Origin of the sequence: Aeromicrobium sp. (assembly GCF_023146395.1) — a bacterium.
Taxonomy (GTDB): Bacteria; Actinomycetota; Actinomycetes; order Propionibacteriales; family Nocardioidaceae; genus Aeromicrobium.
Map to the genome: position 1 here is coordinate 182,355 of NZ_JAGLCD010000004.1, position 13,866 is coordinate 196,220.

Genomic DNA, 13,866 nt, shown 5'->3' on the forward strand with positions numbered 1-13,866 from the left:
CGCCCACCGACATGCCACCCACCGAAAGCACTCACCGGCCGGTGGTCGGATGGAGCGCCACCGATAGGCTCGCCCGCGTGAGTGACTACCTGGAGCTGCTGCCCGCCGTCGACATCAAGGGCGGCCAGGCCGTCCAGCTGGTGCAAGGCGTCGACGGCTCGGAGAAGGCGTTCGGCGACCCGATCCAGGCGGCGCTGCGCTGGCAGGAGGCCGGCGCCGAGTGGCTGCACCTGGTCGACCTCGACGCCGCGTTCGGGCACGGCCAGAACCGCGAGCTGCAGGCCGAGATCGTCGGTCGCCTCGACATCCAGGTCGAGATGTCCGGCGGCATCCGCGACGACGAGTCGCTCGAGGCCGCGATGGCCACGGGATGTCGCCGCGTCAACATCGGCACTGCCGCGCTCGAGCAGCCCGAGTGGTGCGCCCGCGCCATCGCCACGTGGGGCGACCGCGTCGCGATCGGGCTCGACGTGCGGGGCACGACCCTGGCGGCCCGCGGCTGGACCCGCGACGGCGGCGACCTCTACGAGACCCTCGCGCGCCTCGACGCCGAGGGATGCGCGCGCTACGTCGTCACCGACGTCAACAAGGACGGCATGCTGCAGGGCCCGAACCTGGACCTGCTGCGCGACGTCTGCAGCCGCACCAAGCGTCCCGTCGTGGCCTCCGGCGGCGTCACGACGCTCGACGACGTCCGCGCGTTGTCGGGGCTCGTGGGCCTCGGTGTCGAGGGGGCGATCGCCGGCACGGCGCTCTACACCGGCCAGTTCACCCTCGAGGAGGCGCTCGCGATCACCAAGGGCGCCGCCGAGGCCGCCGGCAGCCGTGGTGGAGCGTGACCCTCGCGGTCCGGGTCATCCCGTGTCTCGACGTCGACGCGGGCCGGGTCGTCAAGGGAGTCAACTTCGTCGACCTGCGTGACGCGGGTGACCCGGTGGAGATGGCGCGGGTGTACGACGCCGCCGGTGCCGACGAGCTCACGTTCCTCGACATCACGGCTTCCAGCGGCGACCGCAGCACGACCTACGACATGGTCGGGCAGACCGCCGAGCAGGTCTTCATCCCGCTCACGGTCGGCGGTGGCGTGCGCTCGGCCGACGACGTCGACCGGCTGCTGCGAGCCGGCGCTGACAAGGTCGGCATCAACACTGCGGCGATCGCCCGGCCCGAGGTCATCGGGGAGATCTCGCAGCGCTTCGGCAACCAGGTGCTGGTGCTGAGCGTCGACGCCCGCCGTGCCCAGGACCAGCCGAGCGGCTTCGAGGTCACGACCCACGGCGGCCGGCGGAGCGCCGGGATCGACGCCGTGGAGTGGGTGCGCCGGGCCAGTGAGCTGGGGGCGGGCGAGGTCCTGCTGAACTCGATGGACGCCGACGGCACGAAACAGGGCTTCGACCTGGAAATGATTCGGGCGGTCCGCGGCGTTACACAGGTGCCACTGATCGCCAGTGGCGGTGCCGGGAAGCTCGAACACTTCCCCCCAGCGGTCGAGGCCGGCGCCGACGCCGTGCTTGCCGCCAGTGTGTTCCACTTCGGCAGCCTGACCATCCAGGACGTGAAAGACACCTTGCGCGCTGCCGGCCACACCGTCAGATGACCGCTCTCGACAACCTCGGGGGCACCGACACGACCGACCTGACCCGTCGGGGCCTGCGCGTCCTCGGCGTCGGCATCGGTCGCCAGAAGGCCCTGTTCTCGCTCTCGATCGCCTTCTCGGTGCTCTTCGGTGCCACGACGGTGGCCGACGCGTGGGTGCTGGGCTGGGCCACCGACCACGTGATCCGGCCCTCGTTCGCCGACGGCGACGTCGCGACCGGTGCCCTGGTCGCGGGCGCGCTGCTGTTCGTCAGCGTCGCGCTGCTGCGCATGATCGGTGTCGTCGGCCGTCGCCTGGTCGGTGGCATCGTCTACTACCGCCTCGTCGCCGGCGACCGTCGCCGCGTGACCCGCAAGTACCTCCAGCTGCCGATGTCCTGGCACCAGTCGCACCCCACGGGCCAGCTGCTGTCCAACGCCAACGCCGACGTCGAGGCGATCTGGATGGTGTTCATGCCGCTGCCGATGGCGATCGGGGTCATCGCGATGCTCGTCGTCGCCGTCGTCACGATGCTGGTCGCCGATCCGGTGCTGACGCTGGTGGGTCTCGTGGTCTTCCCGCTGCTGTTCGTGCTCAACGTCGTCTACCAGCGCCGCCAGGGGCCGCGCATGGCCCAGGCACAGAGCCTGCGCGGCGACGTCTCCGCGGTGGCGCACGAGTCCTTCGACGGGGCCCTCGTCGTGAAGTCGCTGGGGCGTGAGGACGAGGAGACGGCCCGGTTCGCCGGTGTCTCGGAGCAGCTGCGCGACGCCAATGTCGCGGTCGGCCGGGTCCGGGCGGTCTTCGAGCCGATCCTGGAGGCGTTGCCGAGCATCGGTGTGCTGCTCGTGGTCCTGCTCGGCATCGGTCGCATCGAGTCCGGGGCCACCGAGCCGGGCGACGTCGTGCAGATCGCGTACCTGTTCACGATCGTCGCGATGCCCGTCCGGGCGATCGGCTGGGTGCTCGCCGAGCTGCCACGCACGGTCGTCGGCTGGGACCGCGTCCGCGGGGTGCTCGACGACCCGACCCGTTTCCCCTACGGCCCCGCCGATCTGCCGGGATCGGGCCCCGTCGGCCTGCGCACCGAGAAGCTCGGGTTCGCGTACGAGCCGGGTGAGCCCGTGCTCGCCGACCTCGACCTCGAGGTGCAGCCCGGCAGCGTCACGGCGGTCGTGGGGTCGACCGGCAGCGGCAAGAGCACCCTCGCCTCGCTCGTGACCCGGCTCGTCGACGCCGACGAGGGGCGCGTCCTGCTCGACGACCGACCGGTGACCGAGGTCGAGCACGGGGCACTGGCCGCGGCCGTCGCGCTCGTGCCGCAGGCGACGTTCCTGTTCGACGACACCGTGCGCAGCAACATCACGCTCGACGCCGATCTCGACGACGACACCGTCTGGGAGGTCCTGCGCACCGTGCAGGCCGACCGGTTCGTGGCGGCCCTGCCGCACGGGCTCGACACCCAGCTGGGCGAGCGCGGCACGTCGCTCTCCGGTGGCCAGCGCCAGCGCCTCTCCCTGGCACGGGCGCTGGTGCGGTCGCCGCGCCTGCTGGTGCTCGACGACGCCACGAGCGCCCTCGATCCCGACGTCGAGCAACGGATCCTGCGGGCGCTCGCCGAGCGTTCCCAGTCCGGCGGACCGACCGTGCTCGTCGTGGCGTACCGCAAGGCCACGATCGCGCTGGCCGACCAGGTCGTGCACCTGGCCCACGGCCGCATCGCCGACCGCGGCACCCATGCCGAGCTGCGCGAACGGTCCGCGGCGTACCGCGATCTCGTCGACGCCTACGACCAGGCCCGTCAGGAGGTCGACCATGAGTGATACGCGCACCGCCGCGTCGACGCAGCCGGCGAGGCGCGAGGGCAGCCTGCGCATCATCCGGCGCGGTCTTGCGCTGAGCCCCGCCATCACGCAGGGCTGGCGTCACACCGTGCTGCTGGCCCTGCTCGGCACGGCCGGCAGCTCGCTCGTGCCGATCGTGGTCCAGCGCTCGGTCGACTCCGGGCTGGGCGACACCCAGGGCGGGGTCGAGAGCGGTCGCATCGTGCTCGTGGTGACCCTCGCCGCCGTGCTGCTGCTGATCTCGGGCGTCGCGAGCTGGGCGGCGAAGGTCCGGATCTTCACGGGCACCGAACGCGGCCTGACCCAGCTGCGGGTGCGGGCGTTCCGGCACGTGCACGACCTGTCGATGCTCACGCAGAACACCCAGCGCCGGGGCTCGCTCGTCTCGCGGGTCACCTCCGACATCGACCAGATCTCGCTGTTCCTGCAGTCGACCGGCATGATCCTGGTGCTCAGCATCGGTCAGATGCTCGTGGCCGTCGTGGTCATGGCGGTCCTGTCGTGGGAGCTCACGCTCGTCGTGCTCGCGGTGTTCGTGCCGCTCGTCCTGAGCCTGAAGTTCTTCGCCGAGCGGATGTCGGTGGCCTACGACCGGGTGCGCCAGACCGTCGCCGACCTGCTCACGACGATCGCCGAGCCCGTCGTCGGGGCGTCGGTCGTGCGCTCCTACGCGATCGAGGCGCGCACGCAGCAGCGCATCGACGACGCGATCCAGACGAACTACCGCTCCAACGTCAAGGCACAGACGATCGTGAGCATCACGTTCGCGTCGGCGATCCTGATCGGCGGCCTGGCCAACGCGGCCGCGCTCGGCGTCGGGGTGTGGCTGGGGGTCGTCGGTGGTCTCTCGATGGGCACCGTCATCGCCTTCATCTTCCTCATCACGCTGTTCGTCGGCCCCGCGCAGATGGCCACGCAGGTCATCACCGAGGCCCAGAACGCGGTCGCGTCGTGGCGGCGCGTGATCGAGCTGCTCGAGACGCCCGCCGACGTCGTCGACCCCGGGCCGGCGGGCACGTCGCTGCCCACGGGCGACCTCGGCGCCCGGTTCGCCCACGTCAGGTTCGCCTACCCCGACGGCCCGACGGTGCTCGACGACGTCGATGTCACGATCGCCCCGCGGCAGCGCATCGCGATCGTCGGCGAGACGGGCTCGGGCAAGACCACGTTCGCGAAGCTGCTGACCCGGCTGATGGACCCCGCCCAGGGCACGGTCTCGCTCGGCCGCGACGACGAGTGGGCCGACATCGCCCAGGTGTCGTTCGCCGACCTGCGGCGTCACGTCGTGATGGTGCCGCAGGAGGGCTTCCTGTTCGACTCCACGCTGGCCGAGAACCTCCGCTACGGCCGCCGGTCCGCCACCGATGCCGAGCTCGTCGCCGCGATCGGCGACCTCGGCCTGAGTGACTGGTTCGAGGCGCTCCCGCGCGGCCTGCAGACCCGGGTGGGCCAGCGCGGTGAGTCGCTCTCGGCAGGGGAGCGGCAGCTCGTCGCGCTCGTGCGGTCGGCCCTGGCCGATCCTGCCTTCCTCGTGCTCGACGAGGCCACGAGCGCGGTCGACCCGCAGACCGAGCTGCGTGCCACGCGTGCCCTCGAGGTCCTGCTCGACGGACGCACGAGCGTCACGATCGCGCACCGCCTGTCGACCGCCGAGAACGCCGACCGTGTCCTGGTGTTCGACGCGGGCCGCCTCGTCGAGGACGGCTCGCACGCCGATCTCGTGGGTGCGGGCGGCGTGTACCAGCGGCTGCACGCGAGCTGGGTCGCGCAGGCCTCGCTCGGTCTCGACGCCCCGGCTGGGACACTGACCTCATGAGCGCACTCAACCCCGACGTCGCCGATCGCCTCTCCCGAAACGCGAACGGCCTCGTCGCCGCCGTCGTGCAGGACGCGCAGACCCGCGACGTCCTGATGGTCGGCTGGATGGACGACGAGGCGCTCCACCGCACGCTCACGACCGGCGCGGCGACCTTCTGGAGCCGCAGTCGCCAGGAGTACTGGGTCAAGGGCGAGACGTCCGGCAACACCCTGGCCGTGCGGGAGGTCCGCCTCGACTGCGACGGCGACACCGTGCTCGTCACGGCCGTGCCCGCGGGCCCGACCTGTCACACCGGAGCCACGACGTGCTTCGACGCCGATCGGCTGCTCTGACGTGGCCGGCAGCAGTCCTCGCCGCTGGTTCGGGCCCACGGTCCTCGGCCTCGTGCTGGCCGGTGGTGCGGCGTTCGTGCTCGGACGTCGCGCCTGGGTCACCACGACGCTCGGCGACGGTCGCGGCGCCGGGGCCGTCATCGAGACGTCCGGCACCGACGTGTCGGCCCTCGTGCCCGGTCTCGCCGTCGTGATCGTGGCGGCCGGTCTCGGTGTGCTGGCCGCGGGTGGCTGGTTCCGCCGGCTCATCGGTGTGCTCGTCGTCGTTGCGTCGATCGGTGGCATCGTGGCGACCCGCACCGATCCTGACGGCGTCGTCGACGCCGCGGTCCGCGAGAGCGTCGCCTTCGGCCAGGGCGTCGAGGTCAGCTCCTCGACCCACGCCGGACCCTGGCTGGCGGCCGCCGCATTCGCCGTCGCGGTGCTGCTGGGGCTGCTCGTGGTCCGCTACGGTGCCGCGTGGCCGACGATGGGCAGTCGGTACGAGTCACCTTCGGCCCGTGTGGTCGAGCCCGACGGCTCCGACCTCTGGAAGGCGATGGACGCCGGACTCGACCCCACCGCGTCCGACGACGACCCGGGTGAGGACCGCGAGGCCGACGACGGTCGCCCGGCCCGGTAGGCTGACCTGCGTCAGACCGCCCGACCACCGCAGGAGTCTCCACCATGTCGCACGGATCCTCGCCCGCCGCCTGGACCGCCGTCCTGCTGGCCCTCATCGGCACCACGATCGGTGGGATCGGACTGGTGCCCGAGCCCAACTGGATCGTCTTCACGATCGGGTGCGTCGTGGCGCTCGTGGCCGGGCCGGTCGGACTGATCATGTCCAAGTCGGGCCGCGGCGCCAAGAGCCACTGACCATGACCCAGGCGGCTCTCCCGCCTGCACCGCCCGAGCCGCTTCGGGCGGAGCGCTCGCGCGCCGAGCTGCTGCGCGCCCCGTTCCTCCTCGGAGGGGCCGGCGCGCTCGCCCTCGGCGCGCTCAACCTGCGCGATCCGCATGCCAGCGGCAGCTGGGGCTTCTGTCCCTTCCTGCTGATCACCGGCGAGCCCTGCCCGGCTTGCGGCGGCCTGCGCGCCATGAACGACCTGACGCGCGGCGACGTCGCGGCGGCGCTGAGCAGCAATGCCGCCGCCGTGACGTTCGTGGCCGTCATGGGGGTTGCGTGGATCGTCTGGGTCGCCCGGCGGGCGCGCGGTCAGGACGTGCCGTGGATCCGGCTGTCGCGGCCGTGGTTCATCGCCGTGACCGCAGCGATGCTGGTGTTCGCGATCCTGCGCTGGACCCCGTGGGGGCACGGCCTGCAGCCCTGATCCGGGGCATCAGGCTCAGTAGGTGTCCCAAGACCCGCTGCCGAATCCCTCGGTCGCGAACAGCACGATGAAGAACGCGATGAGCAGCACGTTGAGCACGATGCCGATGATGCCCGTCACGAGACCTGCCGTCGCCTGGCCGGAGCCGGTGCGCAGCCCGTTCGACCGAGCGATCTCCTTGCGAGCCGTGAAGCTCAGGATGATCGCCGGGATGCCGAGCGCGATGCCCGGGACGTAGAAGCAGATGGCCACGACGATGCTCGCGATCGAGGCGATGCCGAGGATCATGGACCAGAGCGCCTGCTGGCTGCCCTGAGGCTGCGCGTAGTAGCCGTACGACGCGTGCGGGGCGTAGTACGGGGCCTGTGGCGGGTAGTACGGGTAGGCGTACGGCGATGCCGCCGGCTGCTGGGGCGGGTGTGGCCCGGGTTGCTGAGGCGCGCCGTCGGGGTGCGGCGGACCCGACTCCGGCTGGTCAGCGGGCTGGCCCGGCTGGTACGGCGACATGGCAGGACCGTAGTGGATCGGGATGCCACCGCGCGGGGCGGCCGCGCCCCGGACTGCTCCGATCCTCCGCCGGGGCCGTCGGGTGCCGGGCCAGGGGCCGACGCCCGACGGCGCCGCGGCGCAGGAGGGGCGGGATCAGGCGAACGCGTTGTCCAGCGCGCCGGTCAGCACCAGCAGCAGGTAGGCCGCCCAGAGCACGAGGCCGATGATGCCCATGATGAGACCGGCCTTGGCCATGCCCGCACCGGTCTGCGTGCCCTGCGAGGACTCGATCTCCTGCGTCGCCAGGCGACTGAACACGATCGCGAGGATTCCGGTGATGAGTCCGAAGCAGAACAGGCTCACGATGCCGAGCACGAGCGAGGCGATCGCCTTGCCGTTGGTCTTGGACGGCATCCCGTAGCCTCCGGGCGCCTGGGGCGGGTAGGAGCCGGGGGGAGGGTAGCCACCCTCGGGCGGCGGCGTGGAGCCGTAGCTGGGCAGTCCTGACGTGTCGTTCGGTTCGTTGGTCGACATGCCCGGGAGACTAGTGGAGTTCGCGGGCTCCGGCACCCGCTCGCCGGTCCGGCGGCCAGGTCCGGTGCGCCGGTCCACCCTCCGGCACCCCTGCACCTTCGTCGCCGCGACGGGTCTACCCTGTGAGGACAGTCGCCTCGACCGGGGCGGTCCCGTGTCAGGAGGTGTCATGTCCGTTCTCGACGAGATCCTTGCCGGCGCTGCTGCCGACCTCGAGGACCGCATGGCCGTCACGAGCCTGGACGACCTCAAGTCCCGCGCTGCGCGTCAGCCCGAGGCGCTCGACCCGATGCCTGCCTTCCGGGCCGAAGGCGTCTCGGTCATCGCCGAGGTCAAGCGCTCGAGCCCCAGCAAGGGCGAGCTCGCGCTCATCACCGATCCGGCCTCGCTCGCCGCCGACTACGCCGCGGGCGGTGCTGCGGCGATCAGCGTCCTGACCGAGGAGCGTCGCTTCGGCGGCACGCTCGACGACCTGCGCGCGGTCCGGGCCAAGGTCGACGTCCCCGTCCTGCGCAAGGACTTCATCACGACCTCCTACCAGCTGTGGGAGGCCCGCGCGGCCGGCGCCGACATGGCGCTGCTGATCGTGGCCGCGCTCGAGCAGATCGTGCTCGAGAGCCTGATCGAGCGCGCCGTGTCCATCGGGCTGACACCGCTCGTGGAGGTCCACGACGAGGACGAGCTTGACCGGGCGGTCGCGGCGGGGGCCGACCTCATCGGCGTCAACGCCCGCAACCTGAAGACGCTCGAGGTCGACCGCGGCACCTTCGCCCGACTTGCCCCCCGGATCCCGGCGAGCGTCGTGTCGGTCGCCGAGTCCGGCGTACGCGGACCGCACGACGTCATCGAGTACGGCCGTCACGGCGCCAACGTCGTGCTCGTGGGCGAGACCCTCGTGCGCGACGACGATCCTCGAGCCTCGGTCGCCGACCTCGTCGCGGCCGGATCACATCCCGCCCTCCAGCACCGGAGCTGACCTGCGTGACCACTCTCTCGGACGGTCCCGTCCTGCCCGACGGCCCGGGCCACTTCGGCCGGTTCGGCGGCCGCTTCATGCCCGAGGCGCTGATCGCGCCGCTCGACGAGATCACTCGTGAGTGGGAGGCGGCCCAGGTCGACCCGGTGTTCCAGGCCGAGCTCGCCCGCATGCTGCGCGAGTACGCCAACGTGCCGAGTCCGCTCTACGAAGCGCACCGCTTCAGCGAGGCGGCAGGGGCGCGCATCCTGCTCAAGCGCGAAGACCTCAACCACACCGGCGCCCACAAGATCCGCAACGTCATCGGCCAGGCGCTGCTGGCCAAGCGCATCGGCAAGCCGCGCTGCATCGCCGAGACCGGCGCGGGTCAGCACGGCGTCGCCTCGGCCACGGCCTGCGCCTACCTCGACCTCGAGTGCACCGTCTACATGGGCGAGGTCGACACCGAGCGCCAGGCGCTGAACGTGGCCCGCATGCGCATGCTCGGCGCCGAGGTCGTGCCGGTCACGACCGGCAGCCGCACGCTCAAGGACGCCATCAACGAGGCCCTGCGCGACTGGGTCACCACGGTCGACTCGACGCACTACCTGTTCGGCACCGCGGCAGGTCCGCACCCGTTCCCGACCATGGTGCGCGAGCTCACGCGCGGCATCGGTGACGAGGCGCGGGCCCAGACCCTCGCCCTCGACGGGAAGCTGCCCGACGCCGTCGTGGCGTGCGTCGGCGGCGGCTCGAACGCGATCGGGATGTTCACGGCGTTCGTCGACGACGCCGACGTGCGCATCCTCGGCGTCGAGGCCGGTGGCGACGGCGTCGAGACCGGCCGTCATGCCGCCACGATCACCGGCGGCCAGGTCGGCGTGCTGCACGGGGCCCGCTCGTTCTTGCTGCAGGACGACGACGGCCAGACGATCGAGTCGCACTCGATCAGCGCCGGGCTCGACTACCCGGGCGTCGGCCCGGAGCACGCGCACCTGGCCGACATCGGGCGGGCGACCTACCGCCCCGCGACCGACGCCCAGGCCATGTCGGCCTTCGACCTGCTGTGCAAGACCGAGGGCATCATCCCCGCGATCGAGTCGGCGCACGCGCTCGCGGGTGCGCTCGACCTCGCCCGCGAGCTCGGACCCGACGCCACGATCCTGGTCAACCTGTCGGGGCGCGGCGACAAGGACGTCCATACCGCCGCCGAGTACTTCGGCCTGCTCGCCGAGGGGCGCTGAACGTGTCGGACAGCGACGCCGGGACGTCCCGGATCGACGAGCTCTTCGCCCGTACCCGCGCCGAGAACCGCGCCGCGCTCGTCGGCTACCTGCCCGCCGGGTTCCCCACGGTCGAACGCTCGATCCGCGCGATCGCCACGATGGTCGAGAACGGCGTCGACCTGGTCGAGGTCGGCCTGCCGTACAGCGACCCCGTGATGGACGGACCCACGATCCAGGCCGCGGCCGGCGCGGCACTCGAGGCCGGCACCAAGGTCGACGACGTCTTCGAGGTCGTCCGGGCCACGGCCGGGCTCGGTGTGCCCACGGTCGTCATGACCTACTGGAACCCGGTCGAGCGCCGCGGCGTCGACCGCTTCGCGGCGCAGCTCGCCGAGGCCGGCGGCGCCGGCCTCATCACGCCCGACCTGATTCCCGACGAGGGCGTCGACTGGGAGAAGGCGTCCCGGGCGCACGACCTCGACCGCATCTACCTCGTGGCGCCGTCCTCGACCGACGAGCGCCTCCTCATGACGGCCGAGGCCGCCAGCGGGTTCATCTACGCCACCGCCGTGATGGGCGTGACGGGCCAGCGCACCGAGACCTCCAGCCTCGCGCCCGAGCTCGTGGCCCGCATCCGCGAGGTCACCGACAAGCCCGTGGGCGTCGGCCTGGGGGTCAGCAACGGTGCGCAGGCCGCTGAGGTCGCCGCCTTCGCCGACGCCGTGATCGTGGGCTCGGCCCTCGTGCGATGCCTGCTGGACACCGACGACGAGCAGCAGGGCCTCGACGCCCTGGCTGCCCTGACCCGCGAGCTGCGGGCCGGAATGGAGCGACCGTGACCCTCGTGACCTACATCCCGAGCCCCGAGACGGGTGTCTGGGAGATCGGCCCCTTCCCGCTGCGCGCCTATGCGCTCGGAATCATCATCGGCGCGCTGCTGGCGATCTGGATCGGTGAGCGCCGGTTCCAGGCCCGCGGCGGTCGCGAGGGCGTCATCGCCGACATCGCGATCTGGGCCATTCCGTTCGGCATCGTCGGCGCCCGGCTGTACCACGTGGCCACCGACCCGGAGCTCTACTTCGCGGCCGGCAAGGAGCCGATCCGCGCCCTGTACATCTGGGAGGGCGGCCTCGGCATCTGGGGCGGCATCGCCGGCGGCGCGCTCGGCGCCTACATCGCGGCGCGTCGCGCGGGAGTGTCCTTCTCGGCCGTCGCAGGCGCGATCGCCCCCGGCCTGCTGGTGGCGCAGGCGGTCGGCCGCATCGGCAACTACTTCAACCAGGAGCTCTTCGGCGGGCCGTCGACCCTGCCCTGGGCCCTGGAGATCGACCCGGTCAACCGGCCCGACGGCTACCTGCAGTTCGCGACGTTCCACCCCACGTTCCTGTACGAGATGCTCTGGAACCTGGCCGCTGCCGCGGTGCTGGTCTGGCTCGACCGCCGCTACCGCTTCACGGGCTACCGCGTGTTCTGGCTGTACGTCATGCTCTACACCGCCGGCCGGTTCTGGATCGAGCAGCTCCGGATCGACGAGGTCAACGAGATCGGGCCGTGGCGCCTGAACGTGTGGACCTCGCTCATCGTCTTCGCCGTGGCCGCGTTCCTGTTCTGGTTCACCCGCGGCGCAGGTCCCGGCGACTTCAGCTCCAACGCCGACGATCCGAACGACGAGGCATCGACGTCGACCGGCGACGAGTCCGACGACGCCGACGTGTCGACCGACGACGCTGCTGGCGCCGACGAGTCGCTCCGACCCGACACGACCTGACCGGTGTGGACGACGCAGCCGCCGGGTTCGCCCGCGCGGCTAGGGTGACGCGCATGCCTGCTGACGACTCGTCCCGCGTCCGGGAGGTCCTCCACGCCGCGGTGGGGTCGGTCGGCGGTGTCGAGCGACCAGGCCAGGTCGAGATGGCCGAGGCCGTCGCCGCCGCGATGGACGACGGCCGCCACCTGCTGGTGCAGGCCGGCACCGGCACCGGCAAGTCCTTGGGCTACCTCGTGCCCAGCCTGCTGCACGGCGAGCGGGTCGTGATCGCCACGGCCACCCTGGGCCTGCAGCACCAGCTCGTGCAGCGCGACATCCCGGCCCTGCTCGAGGGTGCTGCGCACGTGCTCGACACGGTGCCGTCCCACGCGGTGCTCAAGGGCCGCTCAAACTACGCGTGCCTGCACCGGCTTCGAGTGGGCGTGCCCGACGACCAGGGCACGCTCGTCGACGTCCCCGAGGGCACGCTCGGCGCCGAGGTGGTGGCTCTGCGGGAGTGGGCGGAGGACCAGGCCGAGAACTCCGGCCCGGGCGACCGCGAGTCGGCGCCGTCGCACACCGACCGCGGGTGGCGTCAGGTCAGCGTCACGGCCCGCGAGTGCCTGGGGGCCACCCGGTGCGGCTTCGCGCTGGAGTGCTTCGCCGAGAAGGCCAAGGCCACGGCCCACGCGGCTCAGCTCGTGGTCACCAACCACTCGCTGCTTGCGATCGACGCGCAGGGCGACGTCCCCACGCTGCCCGAGCACGACGTCGTCGTGATCGACGAGGCGCACGAGCTCGCGGCGCGTGTGACCCAGGCCGCCACGGTCGAGCTCGAGCCGGTCGCGGTCGAGCGCGCGGCCCGGCGGGCCCGCGGTCACCTCAAGGGCGGCCAGGCCGCCGACGATCTCGCCGATGCGTCCGATGCGTTGGCCGACGTGCTCACGCGCACCGAGCAGGGGCGCATCGACCGCCCCACCGACGAGCTGCTCGACGTGCTGGCTCTCGTGCGCGACTCCGCACGAGCCTGCCTGTCCGATTTTACCTCCGAGAAGGGCGGGGGTGAGCCCGATGCCGCGCGGCAGCAGGCCCGCGGTCTGCTGGACGACGTCCGAGCCGTGGCGGAGCGCATGGCGGCGCACGGCGACGCCGACGTGCTCTGGGCCGCCGAGGCCCGCTCGGGTCCTCGACTCCAGCTGGCCCCGCTCGATGTCGCGAGCATGCTGGCGAACAGCGTCTTCGCCGACCGCACGGTGGTGCTCACCAGCGCCACACTCGCCCTGGGCGGCAGCTTCGACGCAGTCGTCCGGTCGGTGGGGCTGGGCTTCGGCGACCACGAGTGGACGGGCATCGACGTCGGGTCGCCCTTCGACTACGGCAAGCAGGGCATGCTCTACGTCGCCAAGCACCTGCCTCCTCCGGGCCGCGAGGGCCCGAGCACGCAGTTCACCGACGAGCTCGTCGAGCTCGTCGCCGCGGCCGGCGGGCGCACCCTGGGGCTGTTCTCCTCCCGGCGTGGCGCCGAGGCCGCGGCCGAGAAGGTACGTGAACGCCTTCCCGACCTGGAGGTGCTGGTCCAGGGGGAGGCGCACCTCAGCGAGCTCACCGCCGCGTTTGTGCAGAACGAGACGGCCTGTCTGTTCGGCACCCTCGGGCTGTGGCAGGGACTCGACGTCCCCGGGCCCACGTGCCAGCTCGTCGTGATCGACCGGATCCCGTTCCCGCGTCCGGACGACCCCCTCATGGGGGCGCGGCAGCGACTCGTCGAGCAGCGAGGCGGCAACGGCTTCATGTCGGTCGCGGCCAGCCACGCGGCCCTGCTGCTGGCCCAGGGGGCGGGGCGGCTGATCCGTCGGGTCGACGACCGCGGCGTCGTCGCGGTGCTCGACTCGCGGCTGGCCACCGCACGCTACGGCGGCTACCTCGCGTCGTCGTTGCCGCCGATGTGGCGCACGACCGACAAGGCCACGGTCCTGGCCGCGCTCGAGCGCCTCGACGAGCTCGCCACCAAGGCGTGAGCCGGTCGCACGG

15 protein-coding genes are annotated in these 13,866 nt (G+C 72.1%); 13 read left to right on the plus strand and 2 right to left on the minus strand.

The features are described from left to right. Positions 1 to 77: 77 nt before the first annotated feature. Genes priA through KAG51_RS02940 form a run of 8 tightly spaced genes read left to right on the plus strand, consistent with a single transcriptional unit; the run spans position 78 to position 6,884 of the window. Positions 78 to 839 (plus strand): bifunctional 1-(5-phosphoribosyl)-5-((5-phosphoribosylamino)methylideneamino)imidazole-4-carboxamide isomerase/phosphoribosylanthranilate isomerase PriA, encoded by a 762-nt coding sequence (gene priA, locus KAG51_RS02905; protein WP_290580436.1) that lies wholly within the window; start codon positions 78 to 80, stop codon positions 837 to 839. Continuing rightward, positions 836 to 1,597, plus strand: a complete 762-nt coding sequence (gene hisF, locus KAG51_RS02910) for an imidazole glycerol phosphate synthase subunit HisF (RefSeq protein WP_290580438.1) — start codon at positions 836 to 838, stop codon at positions 1,595 to 1,597. Before priA ends, hisF begins: the two co-directional genes overlap by 4 nt. Next, the gene (locus KAG51_RS02915; RefSeq protein WP_290580440.1) at positions 1,594 to 3,399 is read left to right on the plus strand and encodes an ABC transporter ATP-binding protein; all 1,806 of its coding nucleotides are present in this window, start codon (positions 1,594 to 1,596) and stop codon (positions 3,397 to 3,399) included. The genes hisF and KAG51_RS02915 overlap by 4 nt, the downstream gene beginning before the upstream one ends. Continuing rightward, positions 3,392 to 5,236, plus strand: a complete 1,845-nt coding sequence (locus KAG51_RS02920) for an ABC transporter ATP-binding protein (protein WP_290580442.1) — start codon at positions 3,392 to 3,394, stop codon at positions 5,234 to 5,236. Before KAG51_RS02915 ends, KAG51_RS02920 begins: the two co-directional genes overlap by 8 nt. Next, entirely contained in the window at positions 5,233 to 5,571 is a 339-nt protein-coding gene (gene hisI / locus KAG51_RS02925) for a phosphoribosyl-AMP cyclohydrolase (protein WP_290580444.1), read from the plus strand. The genes KAG51_RS02920 and hisI overlap by 4 nt, the downstream gene beginning before the upstream one ends. 1 nt (position 5,572) lies before the next feature. Further along, on the plus strand, positions 5,573 to 6,193 hold the full coding sequence (locus tag KAG51_RS02930; RefSeq protein ID WP_290580445.1) for a Trp biosynthesis-associated membrane protein: 621 nt from the start codon (positions 5,573 to 5,575) through the stop codon (positions 6,191 to 6,193). A gap of 44 nt (positions 6,194 to 6,237) precedes the next feature. Next, the gene (locus KAG51_RS02935) at positions 6,238 to 6,429 is read left to right on the plus strand and encodes an HGxxPAAW family protein (protein ID WP_290580447.1); all 192 of its coding nucleotides are present in this window, start codon (positions 6,238 to 6,240) and stop codon (positions 6,427 to 6,429) included. A 2-nt stretch (positions 6,430 to 6,431) separates the two neighbouring features. Further along, positions 6,432 to 6,884, plus strand: a complete 453-nt coding sequence (locus tag KAG51_RS02940; protein ID WP_290580449.1) for a DUF2752 domain-containing protein — start codon at positions 6,432 to 6,434, stop codon at positions 6,882 to 6,884. Between the two features lie 15 nt (positions 6,885 to 6,899). On the opposite strand, the gene KAG51_RS02945 is transcribed toward KAG51_RS02940, so the two are convergent. Further along, complete coding sequence (locus KAG51_RS02945; protein ID WP_290580451.1) at positions 6,900 to 7,391, minus strand: DUF4190 domain-containing protein; 492 nt, start codon at positions 7,389 to 7,391, stop codon at positions 6,900 to 6,902. A gap of 135 nt (positions 7,392 to 7,526) precedes the next feature. Then, the gene (locus tag KAG51_RS02950) at positions 7,527 to 7,907 is read right to left on the minus strand and encodes a DUF4190 domain-containing protein (RefSeq protein ID WP_290580453.1); all 381 of its coding nucleotides are present in this window, start codon (positions 7,905 to 7,907) and stop codon (positions 7,527 to 7,529) included. Positions 7,908 to 8,076: 169 nt separating this feature from the next. Between KAG51_RS02950 and trpC the strand changes: the two genes are divergently transcribed. Genes trpC through KAG51_RS02975 form a run of 5 tightly spaced genes read left to right on the plus strand, consistent with a single transcriptional unit; the run spans position 8,077 to position 13,853 of the window. After that, on the plus strand, positions 8,077 to 8,883 hold the full coding sequence (trpC, locus tag KAG51_RS02955; protein ID WP_290580455.1) for an indole-3-glycerol phosphate synthase TrpC: 807 nt from the start codon (positions 8,077 to 8,079) through the stop codon (positions 8,881 to 8,883). Between the two features lie 5 nt (positions 8,884 to 8,888). Beyond that, positions 8,889 to 10,106, plus strand: a complete 1,218-nt coding sequence (gene trpB, locus KAG51_RS02960; protein ID WP_290580457.1) for a tryptophan synthase subunit beta — start codon at positions 8,889 to 8,891, stop codon at positions 10,104 to 10,106. A 2-nt stretch (positions 10,107 to 10,108) separates the two neighbouring features. After that, positions 10,109 to 10,927, plus strand: coding sequence for a tryptophan synthase subunit alpha (trpA, locus tag KAG51_RS02965; RefSeq protein ID WP_290580459.1), 819 nt, complete (start codon positions 10,109 to 10,111; stop codon positions 10,925 to 10,927). Then, the gene (gene lgt / locus KAG51_RS02970; protein ID WP_290580461.1) at positions 10,924 to 11,856 is read left to right on the plus strand and encodes a prolipoprotein diacylglyceryl transferase; all 933 of its coding nucleotides are present in this window, start codon (positions 10,924 to 10,926) and stop codon (positions 11,854 to 11,856) included. Before trpA ends, lgt begins: the two co-directional genes overlap by 4 nt. A 53-nt stretch (positions 11,857 to 11,909) precedes the next feature. Beyond that, positions 11,910 to 13,853, plus strand: coding sequence for an ATP-dependent DNA helicase (locus KAG51_RS02975; protein WP_290580463.1), 1,944 nt, complete (start codon positions 11,910 to 11,912; stop codon positions 13,851 to 13,853). Positions 13,854 to 13,866 lie beyond the last annotated feature (13 nt).

Excerpts from the sequence above, each read along its gene's own strand:
- KAG51_RS02935 (WP_290580447.1), top strand. The coding sequence starts at position 6,238 with ATGTCGCACGGATCCTCGCCCGCCGCCTGGACCGCCGTCCTGCTGGCC.
- KAG51_RS02915 (WP_290580440.1), top strand. The coding sequence starts at position 1,594 with ATGACCGCTCTCGACAACCTCGGGGGCACCGACACGACCGACCTGACC.
- trpC (WP_290580455.1), top strand. The coding sequence starts at position 8,077 with ATGTCCGTTCTCGACGAGATCCTTGCCGGCGCTGCTGCCGACCTCGAG.
- KAG51_RS02920 (WP_290580442.1), top strand. The coding sequence starts at position 3,392 with ATGAGTGATACGCGCACCGCCGCGTCGACGCAGCCGGCGAGGCGCGAG.
- KAG51_RS02940 (WP_290580449.1), top strand. The coding sequence starts at position 6,432 with ATGACCCAGGCGGCTCTCCCGCCTGCACCGCCCGAGCCGCTTCGGGCG.
- hisI (WP_290580444.1), top strand. The coding sequence starts at position 5,233 with ATGAGCGCACTCAACCCCGACGTCGCCGATCGCCTCTCCCGAAACGCG.
- KAG51_RS02945 (WP_290580451.1), bottom strand. The coding sequence starts at position 7,391 with ATGTCGCCGTACCAGCCGGGCCAGCCCGCTGACCAGCCGGAGTCGGGT.
- KAG51_RS02975 (WP_290580463.1), top strand. The coding sequence starts at position 11,910 with ATGCCTGCTGACGACTCGTCCCGCGTCCGGGAGGTCCTCCACGCCGCG.
- KAG51_RS02950 (WP_290580453.1), bottom strand. The coding sequence starts at position 7,907 with ATGTCGACCAACGAACCGAACGACACGTCAGGACTGCCCAGCTACGGC.